The 14,190-nt window shown below is 31.1% G+C and carries 8 protein-coding genes and 1 pseudogene; 2 read left to right on the top strand and 7 right to left on the bottom strand.

Annotation, left to right across the window (positions count from 1 at the left end; genetic code table 11):
* Positions 1 to 78: 78 nt before the first annotated feature.
* The 4 genes and pseudogenes from HN894_05245 to HN894_05230 all read right to left on the bottom strand — a co-directional run bounded on the left by HN894_05245 (position 79) and on the right by HN894_05230 (position 5,081).
* Positions 79 to 2,058 (bottom strand): response regulator, encoded by a 1,980-nt coding sequence (locus HN894_05245; GenBank protein ID MBT7142723.1) that lies wholly within the window; start codon positions 2,056 to 2,058, stop codon positions 79 to 81.
* 45 nt (positions 2,059 to 2,103) lie between these two features.
* Entirely contained in the window at positions 2,104 to 2,532 is a 429-nt protein-coding gene (locus HN894_05240) for a response regulator (GenBank protein ID MBT7142722.1), read from the bottom strand.
* A gap of 6 nt (positions 2,533 to 2,538) precedes the next feature.
* Complete coding sequence (locus HN894_05235; GenBank protein ID MBT7142721.1) at positions 2,539 to 3,786, bottom strand: PAS domain-containing protein; 1,248 nt, start codon at positions 3,784 to 3,786, stop codon at positions 2,539 to 2,541.
* Positions 3,787 to 3,939: 153 nt separating this feature from the next.
* Positions 3,940 to 5,081 (bottom strand): annotated as a pseudogene (locus HN894_05230) (hypothetical protein).
* A 126-nt stretch (positions 5,082 to 5,207) separates the two neighbouring features.
* On the opposite strand from HN894_05230, the gene hemW reads away from it, so the two are divergent.
* Positions 5,208 to 6,341 (top strand): radical SAM family heme chaperone HemW, encoded by a 1,134-nt coding sequence (gene hemW / locus HN894_05225; protein MBT7142720.1) that lies wholly within the window; start codon positions 5,208 to 5,210, stop codon positions 6,339 to 6,341.
* Between the two features lie 13 nt (positions 6,342 to 6,354).
* Here the strand turns inward: hemW and HN894_05220 are convergent, their stop codons facing one another.
* From HN894_05220 to HN894_05210, 3 genes are all read right to left on the bottom strand, one after another.
* Positions 6,355 to 8,082, bottom strand: coding sequence for a tetratricopeptide repeat protein (locus HN894_05220; protein ID MBT7142719.1), 1,728 nt, complete (start codon positions 8,080 to 8,082; stop codon positions 6,355 to 6,357).
* A 155-nt stretch (positions 8,083 to 8,237) separates the two neighbouring features.
* A complete protein-coding gene (locus HN894_05215; GenBank protein ID MBT7142718.1) occupies positions 8,238 to 9,950 on the bottom strand; it encodes a tetratricopeptide repeat protein in 1,713 nt (570 codons plus the stop codon).
* Between the two features lie 230 nt (positions 9,951 to 10,180).
* Positions 10,181 to 12,607, bottom strand: coding sequence for a YfhO family protein (locus HN894_05210; protein MBT7142717.1), 2,427 nt, complete (start codon positions 12,605 to 12,607; stop codon positions 10,181 to 10,183).
* Positions 12,608 to 12,808: 201 nt separating this feature from the next.
* Here HN894_05210 and HN894_05205 point away from each other — a divergent pair, with 201 nt between their 5' ends.
* A complete protein-coding gene (locus HN894_05205; protein ID MBT7142716.1) occupies positions 12,809 to 14,071 on the top strand; it encodes a hypothetical protein in 1,263 nt (420 codons plus the stop codon).
* Positions 14,072 to 14,190 lie beyond the last annotated feature (119 nt).

Raw genomic sequence — 14,190 nt, 5'->3', positions numbered from 1 at the left:
CTACCAATATTAAACTACAATATCTGTCGTAGGTTTATTCTTGAAGTTTTCCTATCTCGTGATTTTCAAAATTACGGGTTATTTTCCTTGCGTGTATTTAGAAATTTTATGATTAAGATCTAATCTTTCAAATGGTTTACTCACAAAATCACTCATTCCTTTATCAAAGACTTTACTTTTTGTCTCCGGAAAAGCGTCTGCTGTTAGAGCAATAATTGGAATATCTTTATATTCAAGAAATTTTTGATCTGTTTTTATTGCTTTTGCTGTCTCGAAACCATCCATTACGGGCATTTGCAAATCCATAAGAATTATATCAAAAGACGATTTTAGTAATTCTTCAAGGCCTAACTGACCATTGTCTGCAATCACCATATTACAATTCCATTGTCTAAGGATTTGAGAAATTACTTTCTGATTAAAGATATTATCTTCCATAACTAAAATATTGATTCCGGCAAGGTCTTTTTCAATAATTTTTGTTGGAATTTTCATCTTCTGCCCTTTACCTTTTTCGAATCTTAAATCTAAGATAAATTCTGAACCTTCTCCTAATTCGCTTTCAACTCTAATAGAGCCATTCATTAGATCAACTAATTGTTTTGTAATGGTCAGACCAAGACCAGTTCCTCCAAAAAAGCGAGTGATATTTGTATCGGCTTGGGTGAAACTTTCAAAAATACTGTTTTGTTTTTCTTTCGAAATTCCAATACCTGTATCTTTTACTACTATTTGTAGATCTACTTTATCGTCTGTCAGCTTAACTAAATTTGCTATTATTTTAATATGCCCTTTATCGGTGAATTTTATTGAATTTCCGGCAAGATTAATTATTATTTGATTTAGTCTGAATGGGTCTCCTAATAAGAAATTTGGTATTTTTGGGTCAATTACTACATCAAATTCTAAACCTTTTTCTTCAGATTTATATGCTAATGTTTTTTGAATATGATTTAGTTGATAAGTAAAATTAAAATTGATTGTTTCTAATATTAATTTTCCTGCTTCAATTTTAGAAAAATCAAGAATATCATTAATAATAACTAATAAATTATCGGCTGATTGTTTGATTGACTGCAAGTTGTCTTCAACAATACTATTATTTTCCTCAGAGAGCAACAAATCTGTTAATCCAATAATAGCATTCATTGGGGTTCTGATTTCATGGCTCATGTTCGATAGAAATTCCGATTTTATTTTTGCAGCTTGTTCGGCTTGTTGTTTCGCACTAATGAGTTCGGTCTCAACTTTTTTCAAATTGTTGATGTTGCTAGTAGAGCCAAGTATTTGAGAAACTCTTTTGTCTTCGTTTCGTTTAAAAATGGTATCTCTACTTAAAAACCAAACCCAATTGCCTTCAGAATTCTTCATCCTGAATTCCAATTCAAATATACTATTGTCTTCTTTTTCCGATAACTCTTTATAGTGTTTTTTTACTTTTGGAATATCTTCCGGATGAATTGTATTTTCCTGAATATTAACTTTATTTGCATTAATATGCTCATCGGAGTATCCAAGGTCTTTGTAAATACTTCTATTTAGAAATAGATATTTAGAGCTTTGAATGTCTAAAACATAAATTATGTTTGGCGAAGAATTGGTAACAACCTGAATAAATTGTTTGTGATTTTCTAAAGATTTCTCAATTTCTCGTTTTTCTTCTGCAATTTTATTAAAATTAATCATAGAAGAAACTGTTCTTCCAATTTTTGAGGGATTGACATCATATTTTGGAAAATAGTCGAATGCACCGGCTTTCATCATTTCGACTGCAACTTTTTCGTCTCCTTGCGAAGTTAGAACCGCAATTGGTTTTTCAATTCCTAATTCCCTAATTTTAATCAATAAAGATAATCCGTCCATTCCAGGCAATTGATAATCGAGAAAAATGCAATCGTAATCATCTTTGTTTGTTAGCAAATTGATAGCTTCGTTTGCATATGTACATACTTCTATGCTATAATCAATTTTTGCTTTCCTTAATGATCTTTCGAATGATCTTACGTCAATATCATCGTCCTCTACAAGTAATATTTTTATTTTCTCTTTTTCTTCCATTCAGGTTAATCGCTAAAATAGGTTTTCAACAGGCTATTTTTCTTATTATGGATAGACATTAAGTCTCCAATAATTGTTCAATACAGAAACTGCATTTATGAAATTTGCCATTGATAGTGGTTTAAGTATATAGCCTGCTACATTCAGGTTATATGCTTCAACTTTGTCTTTATCATCATTCGAAGTGGTCATTACAAATACAGAAATATTTCTTAAATTTTCATCGTTTCGCAAGATTTTCAGAAATTCTAATCCTCCCATTTTTGGCATATTAAGGTCTAACAAAATTATTCTTGGTAGTGGTACTATTTTTTGGTTTGGGTTTTGCCCTCGAAGTAGTTCAAGTGCTTCTACACCATTTTCAGCAACAAACAGAGGATTTTCAATCTTGTTTTTCTTAAAGGCTCGCTTCACGTTCATTATGTCAACCTTGTCATCCTCAACAAGTAATACATTAATTAAGGTTTCTGTCATTATTGATTAATTTAAATTGTTATACTCAATGGGCCATGTAAAATTGAATTTGCTTCCTTTGCCTAATTCTGATTCAACCCATATTTTTCCATTTTTTTCTTCTATTAATTTTTTCACAATTGCAAGCCCAACTCCTGTACTCTCAAACTTATCTCGAGCCTGTAAGGTTGCAAAAATAGCAAATATTTTTTCGTGATACTCTTTTGCAATTCCAGGACCGTTGTCTGCAACGCAAAATTTGTAAAATTTGTCTTCAGTTCCAAAGTTTATGCTGATTTCTACAATTTCCTTGTCATTATACTTTATTGCATTACTGACGAGATTGCTAAGGATTTGATCTATAGCTACCCTTTCAGTATATATCTCCGGCAAATTTTTTGCATAATGATATTTTACATTTGAACTGTCTTCAGTAGAGCAGGTAATATCTGCAACAAGTTTATTCAAATCAACCATCGAATTATTACTTTTTACTCTTCCGGCGCGTGAGTATTCTAATATTCCATTTATCAGATTTTCCATTCGATTGACTCTGCCTCTTAGTAGTTGCAAGTTTTCTCTGGTATCAAAGTCTATAACTTCAATTATATCTTCTTCTATCCACTCTGACAAATTATTGATAGCTCTTAATGGTGCTTTTAAATCGTGCGAAACTACATAAGCAAATTGGTCTAACTCTTTATTTATTTTTTCTAAATTTGTAGCATATTCTCGAATCTCTATTTCTGCATTTTTTATTGTAGTAATATCTATTTTGAATGAAATGAACTGATATGGCCTACCTTGTTCATTAATTAGAGGAACAATAGTCGTATCAACCCAATAATATTCTTTGTTTTTGGTGATATCACATACCTCTCCTTTCCATATATGACCACTTGTGATAGTTGAAAATAGGTCATCGTAGAATTCTGCAGCATGGTAATCTGAATTTAAAGAACGATAGTCTTTACCAATTAACTCTTCACGGCAATAACCAGATGAGTTTAGAAAGTTATCATTCATAAATGTAATTTTGCCACGATAATCAGTAATTACGATCATTGTGGTTGTACTCATCGCATACTTAAAATCAGAAAGCTCTTTGAAAGATTCGTTAGAACTTATTTCTAATGTTCGCTCTAAACGTCCATAATCGGTATCATAGCTATTATATGCGCTATCAATGGCATCTAAAAATACTTTCATATCGCCATTGCATGATTCAATGTTTGGCAAATACCTTTTTATTTGCCTTTTTAATAATCTGTGCATCAATTAAATCAGTATAAATAATTCAATATTTTGTTCAAATACTATGCTGGTAATAAAATGCTTAGCTTTTTCATTTCGATAAAGGAACAATAATCCCTGTAAAATAAAAGCTAAGCATTTTCAAATTTCTATCAATTCAGCAAAAACAGAAAATTATACCTCTTGGAAGGTTGTAATTGTCATTGTTTGATTGTGTAGTTCACATTTTGCCCCTTCAAGGAAAGGAGCTATTTCTCCATAAGAATAAAATCCTGTAAGTTTTGCTTGCTCTCCAACAACATCTTGCACTGCTTCAACTTCTTCTTCAACCATTTGATTTAATACCAATTTCCTGCCTACACAGCTTATTAGAATTGCTAATTCAGGTAAATTTCCTGATAGTGGATTGACACTTACTTTGGCTGCATCTTCGGCTCCGGTAATTAGTCTATCTATATTAGCTTTCATAAGTTTGATATATGAACCTTCAGGAATATCTCCAGCAAATGTCAAACTTTGTTTCTCTTCATCTACAGCAAGAATTGTACGCACAACGGGCTCGGCATCAGCTTCTGTTCGCATACTTAATGGGAATAGGAGACCAGAAGCAGGAAGATCTTTTGCCTGATCGCCAAGAAATGATTTATATATGCTCAGAGCTGGTGTATTGTCTATTTCGTACAAAACATTTGCCTCCGATTTTGTAACAGATCTTTCAACTCCAAAACTATCCCAACCTCCAAGTGAACCGTAACCGATTTTAATATCTTCACCATAAAATCCTATAGCTGCAATAATATCTCCTTTTACTTTGCCAGAATTTGTAACGATATAGGTTTGAGCAAAATTGGCTCCATCGCCTGCCAATCCGCCCGTTACGTTTACACCTGCTGGTAGATTCAACCTGAAACCTTTGACAAGCTCAGTACCATTTACATTCAAACCCTCGGAGAGGACAAATACATGTTTCAATCCTTCTTTTTCAAAGGCTTCTGATATATGCTTGCCTGCTTCCTGACTGTTTTCAAAATCCTTTATATCAGCAGCTTGATAAGCAATTTTTGTTTTCTCGAATTTAACCCCAGTGGTTGTAAAAGTGTTATCGCTAACAGTAATTCCGCATATTTCTCCACTTGTAGAACATCCGGTTAATATAGAATCTGGATATTCTTCTTTTAACATATTAACTAATACCGTATTAGTAAGCATATTGCCACTTGCAAATACTAAAATTAAATCCGGAACAAATGAGAATTTTTGCCACTATAATCTTCTGCATTGGCTTTTTCTTGGTAAATAAACTGTTCTGCTTTCATAATATATAATTTTTAATTTCATAATTAACAAAAATAGACAAAAATATGGTCTTAGTAACTATTTGTTCTAAAAATATGATATAATGTAAAAATATTAATAAAATTGTATTATTAAATTTTTAGAGTTTGGCAAGCATATATATACATATACCTTTTTGTAGAAAAAAATGTTTCTATTGCGACTTTTATTCAAAAGTTTCTGAAAAAGAAAAAGATGAATTAATTGAGGCTTTTCTTAAGGAAATTGAGTTACAGAAAAAATATTTGGCTTCTGATAGTGTAAATACAATATATTTTGGAGGTGGAACTCCTTCGGTTCTAAGCAGTTCGAAAATTGGAAAAATACTGGATCATGCTTTCAGGTTTTTTAATATTTCTGAAAATCCGGAAATTACTTTTGAAGCAAATCCAGAAGATCTAAATTTAGATTATTTGCAGGAATTAAGAAAAATAGGAATTAACAGATTAAGCATTGGTATTCAATCTTTCTCGAACGATGATTTGAAAATTATGAATAGAAGGCACGATGCACGTTCTGCTATAAAGTCAGTTGAAAATAGTCAAACTACCGGATTCGATAATATTAGCATCGACCTAATTTATTCCTTGCCACAAATGAACTTGAATAAATGGGGGAAAAATCTTCAAAAAGCTTTCGATTTAAATATTCAGCATATTTCAGCATATCAGTTAACCTACGAAAAAGGCACAGTGTTCAGTAATTATTTAAGAAAAGGAATCGTAAAAGAACTTAACGACAAACAATGTTTTGAACAATTCTCAACTTTGATTGAAAAAACCAAACAAAATGATTTTATCCAATATGAAATATCGAATTTCGCAAAAAAGGGCTACGAGTCGAAACACAATTCAAATTATTGGCTTAAAGGAAAATATCTTGGAATTGGACCATCGGCACACTCATTTAATATTGAGTCGAGACAATGGAATATTTCAAATACTTCATCTTATATAAAATCTATTACTGAAGGAAAAGTTCCTTTTGAAATTGAAACATTAGATTTTTTTACAAAATATAATGAATATTTGATGACAAACTTGCGAACAAATAAGGGAATTGAATTAAGCTTTTTGCAAAGAAATTTTGGCAAGAAACTCTATCATGATTTTTTCGCAAAGGCAAAGAAATTCAAGGAAAATAAATATTTTGTTTGGAATAAGGGCAATTGCTTTTTAACACCAGAAGGTCAATTTGTTTCAGACTATATTCTTTCAGAACTTTTTTGGACCGACAAATAACACTTAGTTTAGATTAATTCTGAACCAAAGTATTTGTTCGCAGGTAGTTTCTTTTTATGATTTCCAAAACCATGTATTTTTGATTTTTGGCAATTTTTAGGTCAGGTTGAATTGCAAGTGCTATGTTATAGTCTTGAATTGCAGAATTATAGTACCCTTTTTTAGTCTTTAACATTGCTCGTTGTAAATATAACATTGAAGATTCAGGCTCAATTTTTATTGCTTTGTTAAAATCGTTTAATGCTTTTTTGTACATATCAGATTTTTCATATGCAATCCCTCTGAATGCATAAGCCTTAGCACAATCTGAATTATCATAAATAATTTTTGAATAGTCATGAATAGCTAAATCCCACATTTTCAATTTCCTATATGTTTCTGCTCTATTGTAATATATTTTGTAGAAGTCGGGTTTTATTATAACAGCACTGCTAAAATCGTAAATTGCTCCTTCATAATCGCCGTAATCTGCTTTAGCCAATCCTCTTTTGGAATATGGCCACGACCTGTCAGGATATTTTTCAATTATCGAATCCCATATTGAAATACTATTTTCCCAAACAAAAATATGTTGGGAACTAATCCAAATATTAATAATCATAAATGCAATTAGTAAGGAAAATACAGGGATTTTCAAATTCGGAATTTTTTTTATCAAAAATATGAAGAAAACGGAAATAAGAATAAAAATTCCGATTGAAGAAACATAAGCATATCTGTCGGCCATGATGAAACCAACAGATGTGATTTGCGAAATCCTAAGGGCAATAAAAATATTTATGCCAAAAAAAATTGCACCAAATGCCAATCGTCTGCTTTTTTTCGATAGAATAATTAAGGTAATTATTATTAATATTGACAAAAAACTAAGAAGATAAAATATAGAAGGATAAGAGCTTTCTATTTCTGAAGGATAAGGATGATAAGCTGAAAGTCCGTAAGGGATAAACATTTTTATGAAGTAATGAAAAAATACATATCCTGTTGATAATAATTTGCCAAAAAGTGAAAAGTCTGCTGCTTTCGATAGATTATTGAATCCGAAACTGCCCACTATACTGAAGAATATTGCAAAAATCAGAAATGGGATTTTTTCGATAATTACTTTTTTGCTGAATATTTTTCGTTTCAAAAAGAAGTCGATTGCAACAATCGTAGGAGCTAATGCCACAGCGAGACCTTTCGAGAAAAGTGAAAATAAAAACAAAACAAGAGAAAAAACATAAAATCTTATCTGTGAGGACTTGACATATTTTATATACATGATTAATGACAACAAAAAATACATTGCATAAAGAAGGTCTTTTCTTTCCGAAATCCAGGCTACAGACTCGATGTGCATTGAATGAACAGCAAATAAAAATGATGTGATAATGGAAATTCGTTTATCACTGAAGAGAAGTTGAATAAAAAAAAATACTAAACAAATGTTTATCAAATGTATCACAAGATTGTGAATATGAAAAACTCTTGGGTTCAAACCATCGATAGCATAATCGAAAGCCCATGACATCAAAACAAAAGGTTGATAAATATTATCGTAATAATCAGCGAAAGACAATTTCAGATTCCTGAAAGAGATTTCTTGAATTAGTTCATTATTTACGATTAATCTATCGTCGTCGTAATTTAAAATTTCGAATTGAAATGTCGGAAAATAAAGTATGAAGGTAAATATTAAAATTGTTGCCAACCAAAACCAATTATTATTTATGATTTTCTTAAGCTTATAACTATCCATAATCATACATTTTGGATTAAGACCACAACTAGTTTGTTATTGTTGCAATCCGAATTATTTGTTGATTTGTAAAAAATTAACGAAAATTGTTCTCTCAGAAAAAGTCAAACATTATTTTTACGGCTTGATTATCAGCCGCATAAGCAAATACATTATTAAAAAAAGGACTTTTCTCTATATTTCCTCAACACCATCTCTCGCTGTCTTTTCGCTATCTTCATCTTAGGTTTAATTTCGAGTGCTATGTCATAATCTTGAATAGCAGCTTGATAGTCTCCTGTTTTGTAAAAAAAATATGCTCGTTGTACATATAGCTTTGGATGGTTAGGATCTATCTCAATAGCTGTATTAAAATCAATTAATGCTTTATTGTAATTAGATGTTTTTTCATATACTTTACCTCTGAGTGAATACGCTTTGCTACTATTTACATCAGAATCAATGATTTTTGAATAGTCTTGAATTGCCATTTTCCACTTTTTAAGTTTTTCATAAGCATCAGCTCTGCAATAATATGCCTTTTCGTAATTGGGATTAATATTTACTGCTTCACTAAAATCCTGAATAGAACCTTTAAAATCACCATTATCGACCTTTGCCATTCCCCTCTTGTTATAAAATCGCGATCTGTCAGGATATTGTTCTACAATTGAATCCCAAATGGAAATACTATCTTGCCAGACAAATATATGTTGTGAACTGATGGCAGTATGAAAAAACATATAGGCAAACAGTATTGCTAATACCGGAATTTTGAATCTCGAAAATCTTTTTAGTAAATGAATAAAAAATGTAGCCACTATAATAAAAATGCCAATAGAAGAAATATAAGTATATCTGTCAGCCATAATAAAACCAAGATTGGTTATCTGCGACAATTTTAAAGCTAATAAAATGTTAACGATAAAAAATAGTGCACCAAATGCCAGCTTTCTGCTTTTTCTTGCTAATAGAAATAAAGCTACTATTGCTAAAACTGACAAAATTGTAAGAATAATAAACTTAATTGAATAATAACCTCCAATTTCTTCCGGATAAGGATGAAATGCTGACAGTTTGTATGGGAAAATCACTTTTGTGAAATAATTAAAAAATACGAATCCTGTTGACAAAATTTTGCCTACAATTGATATATCCGAAGGTTTATTGTGAATAAAAAATCCAATACTGCCAATTATTGCAAAAATTGTTGCGAGAATCAGAAATGGAATTTTTTCTAAAATTACTTTCTTACTCAATATTTTTCGTCTGTAAAAGAAATCGATTGCAAAAATCGTTGGTGCCAGAGCAATTGCCAAACCTTTTGAGAAGAGTGAAAATAAAAACAAAACAATAGATAAAGCATAAAACTTTAACTGTGAGGTTTTAATATATTTAATATACATAATTAACGACAACAAAAAATACATAGAATAAACCAAATCTTTTCTTTCAGAAATCCAGGCTACCGACTCAATATGCAGTGCCTGAATTGCAAACAAAAATGCTGTGATTATGGAAATTCGTTTATCGTTAAATAAAAGTTGAATAAAGAAAAATACTAAACTAATGTTAATCAAGTGTAAAACAAGATTATGAATATGGAAAACAGATGGATTTAATCCATCAATGGCATAATCGAAAGCCCATGACATCAATACAAACGGTTGATAAATGTTGTCGTAATAATCAGCAAAATATAATTGCAAACTATAAAAAGAAAAATCTTTAATCAACTTGTTTTTAATTATTAATCTTTCGTCGTCGTAGTTAAGCAATTCAAATTGAAAGGTAGGGAAGTAAACAACAATGGTTATCAGCAAAATTGTTGCTAACCAAACCCATTTGTTGTTTAAGTTAATTGGGGTTTTTAAGATTGGGTTTTTCATATTTGCGGGTTTTGAGTAAAGACTAAAATATGTTAGCCCTTGTTGCAACAAACAACTAATATTTTTTCATTAAAATTTTCCTGAATTATTATTGAGGACTTCTAAAAATAGTAAATTTCAAGGTGCAAGAAATTTCAAAACCGCAGTTTACTACTGTAAATGAGGATTTTGAAATTTTGAAGCAACGAATAAATTTGCATTTTCAGAAGTCCCCTATTTTGCTATACGGATTAATTTAGCTTTAAAGAAGTTTTATAAAAACCTTGAAATATGCCAATGAGTAATAAAAGTATTAATATTCCGGAAGAAAATAAAGAAATTGTTTCACCTACAAAAAACGATTTCGGCTCAAATTTCATTTCAATCAAATGATTCCCTGGTGGGATTACTATTGCTCTGAGCAAATAATTTGCCCTGACAATTTTTGCTTCTTCCCCGTCAATATACGCATTCCAGCCTTTATCGTAATATATTTCTGAAAAGACTGCCAAATGTTTTCGCTCCGAACGACTTTCATATTGTAAAAAATTGGGCATGTATTCCGTTAAATTAATAAACTCTTTGCCTGAAATTGTAGAAGAAATTCCTGAAATGTAGTCTTCAAATATTTCATTTACAATTGCAGTGGTTTTTGGATTAAAACTATCAAGGAATTCAAATTCTTCAATTGGATTTTTGGCAAATTCGACAAAATTTACAAACCAAACATTTCCGAGCGCCGATTTATTTTTTCGAGCTAAATATCTGTTACCCTTTCTAAGAATAAAATATTTTGTATTTAGCATATCGAAAACATTTTTGCTTTTCTTTTTCAAATGATATTTGACAATGTCATTGTATCGACTTAGCATGGCACCATGATAACCTCCAATTGATTTATGAAAAAACGATGTAGAAGCCTCGTTAAAAGTCGCAACAGTTTTATTGTAAACTCTAAAATTTGGGTCTTCATCCATCAAAATAGTTTCATCGGCGATAGTTTTTTCAAAGGGTTCAACTACATTTTTTTCGTCTGTAAAATTTTCATTATTCAAAAATCGCCTGTTCACTGTCCACAAATCAAATAAAAAAAGAAAAGTCAGAATTATGATAATTACAGATTTTTTTATTTTTCCATTTAAAAACAAATAAGTTGAAAGTGCTGCAACTAAAATCAATATCAGCGAGCGCAACAAATCATTTGATAATAATTTTGCTCTGTCGAGTTTTATTGTTTCCAAAAAATCGTAATCATAAAATTTCAGAATTTGTCTTTTGTCATGAATACTTGAAAAGTCAAAAATATAGTTAGAGAACAGCAATAAAAATATTATGAAACCGGCAATTATTGCTGACGTAATTGTCAAATATCTGATATTTTTCAATTTGAATGCAGAATTTGTAATTAACTGGTTTATTGTCAGTAAACTAAAAACCGGAATCAAAAACTGAGGAATAATCAAAATTGTAGTTACAGCCCTGAATTTTTCATAATAAGGAATATAATCAATAAAGAAATCTGTCAAAATCATAAGGTTTTTGCCCCATGCCAGCAAAACTGAAAGCAAAATTAAAAGCAAAATCCAATATTTAAACTTATGCTTCAGGATAAAAATTCCTAACAGGAAAAAGAAAAAAATGCTTATTCCAAAATAGTTTGGTCCGCCGGTGTATGGCTGATTGCCCCAATATAACGGAATTTTGTTTTGCTTATCGCCAATTTCTATTTCGTTTTCAGAAACATACAAATTCGTATTTATACAATTCTCCAGATTTTCTTCCGACGAATTTCCGGTTAAACCGGGTATAATTGTATTGACCGTTTCTAAAAGCCCATAGCTCCATGCAGTTATATGCGATTTTTCCAAGCCAGTCGAACTAACATTTTTGTATTGCAAAACTGAGCCATTTCTAATGGTTTCTTTCGAATATTCAAAGCTGGTCCATAGTAAAGAAATGTTTGTAGCTATTGCAAATATTGATGCCACAAGAATTATAACTGATGCTTTTGCAAATGCACGAATTTCATTGTTTTTTAATGCAAAAATCAGCTTTGACAACAGAAAGAAAAAGACAATAAAACCCAGATAATAAGTTATCTGCAAATGATTAGCACCAATTTCTAAGGCAAAAAATATTGAAAACAGAATGCCTCCCCAAAAATACTTTTTGTTAAAAATGAGAACTAAGGCTGAAAAAACTAATGGAATATATGAAATTGCATTAGCTTTAGAATTGTGCCCAAGATCAATTATAATAAAAAAATAAGAGGAAAAAGCAAAAGCAATAGCACCACCAATGCTCAGCCATTTATCAACCCTCAAAACAAGAAGCAGAATATAAAAACCCAGAAAATTCAAGAAAAGCAAATTTGCCGGATGTGGTAAGCCTAATTTCAAAAAGCTATCAATCTTTTTTATAAGGTTCGAACTATATTTTACAGAAATTTGAAACGCCGGCATTCCTCCAAACATTGCATTTGTCCACAATGCTTCTTCTCCGGTTTCGTTACGAAAATCAACAATCTCTTTCGACATTCCCCGAAAACTAACTATATCGTCTTGCTTAATTTTTTTGCCAGTTAATAAAGGATTGAAATAAATAATTGATAATGAAAGAAAAATAGCTATTGCCACAACTTGCGGAATATATTGTTTGAGTTTCAATTTTTCTATCATAATTTTAATGACTTCTATTTTAATTTGATTGTTGCACCTTGTATTTTTTATAATATGAAATTGCCAATTCAAAAAAACATTAAGCAAAATACTAAATTGAAATCGGATGTTTTGGACTCGAAAAACAATGACATTTGTCATGCTTAAAATAAGCTATAAGTAATATCTTGCATCATTTGAAATTAATTAAAACTAAGAATTATGAGAAAATTATTACTAACTTTTTTGGCATTATCAATGCTGTTTATTTCAAATGCTCAGGAAGAAAGCAAATTTGGGATTAAACTTTCCGGTTTCATTAGAAACGATGCAATATTCAACAGTCGAGCTGCTTTTTCGGCAAGAGGAGAAAGTGCTCTTTATTTAACACCTTTGGCAGAAAATATCGACTCTCTTGGAAATGACCTGAATGCTGATCCAAATTTTACTATTTCGTCATTAGTTACGAGAATAAGAGGGAAAATTACAGGACCAGACGCATTTGGTGCTAAAACTTCTGGACTTATTGAAGTTGACTTTTACGGAGTTTCTGGTGCAAGCTACTATTCCATAAGAATGCGACATGCGCTACTAAAATTAGATTGGGGAACAACTCAACTTTGGGCTGGTCAGTACTGGCACCCTTTGTGGATAGCAGATTGTTACGCATCAACTGTTTCCTTTGGTGCAGGGCTTCCATACAATCCTCTTTCGAGAAATCCACAAATCAGATTCATTAAACAATTTGGTGATATGCAGTTCATGGCTGCTATTTTGTCGCAAGGAACTTTCAAAAATAAAGGAAATGTTTCTATGCAAAAAGCTGTAATTCCTGAAGCTCATGCACAAATTCAATATAAGAAATCAAATGGAAGCAATTTGTTTGTTTTGGGAGGAGCTATCAATGCAAAAACTCTGGTTATTGAGGATGGATTTTTTCACGAAGCCGGGGAAAACACTGTTAGCAGCATCTCTGCTTTAGGATACTGCAAAATTAAAACAAGCCCATTCACGCTGAAACTTTGGGCAAAATACGGACAAAACAACGACAATATGGTTATGATGGGCGGTTATGCCATGGTTAATAGAGAATACACTACTGAAAACATTTTGTACAATAATTTCGAATATGTTCCTATAGCAACATTAACCGGTTGGGTCGATTTCCATACCAATGGAAAGAAAATGCAGTATGGATTATTTGGCGGATATTCTCAAAACCTGGGAGCTGCCGAGGCAATAGTTGCAGGTAGTCAGGTAGGACGCTGGTTCGATGTTGATTATATGTATCGTCTTGCACCAAGAGTTGTTTTCCTTTCGGGAAAAACAAAAATTGGACTTGAATTAGAACACACTTCTGTGAACTATGGCAAACTTGATATTGACAAACCTTTACAAGAAATGTATGCCGATGACGGAACAGTAAACTATTCAGAAGCGGTTTCTAATTTGAAATTTATACTTTCATTAGTATATAGTTTCTAATTGAAACAATAAATAGTTTTAGTGAACCAAATATTTGGAATTGTTTTTTTTGAAAAGAGCTTGACCTAAAACTTAAAAATCTACCAAACAAAAAAATCCCTGAAATTCAGGGATTTTTT

Source organism: Bacteroidota bacterium (assembly GCA_018692315.1).
Taxonomy (GTDB): Bacteria; Bacteroidota; Bacteroidia; order Bacteroidales; family JABHKC01; genus JABHKC01.
Note: the sequence above shows the minus strand (reverse complement) of the source record. Positions and strands in the feature narration are given on the sequence as shown.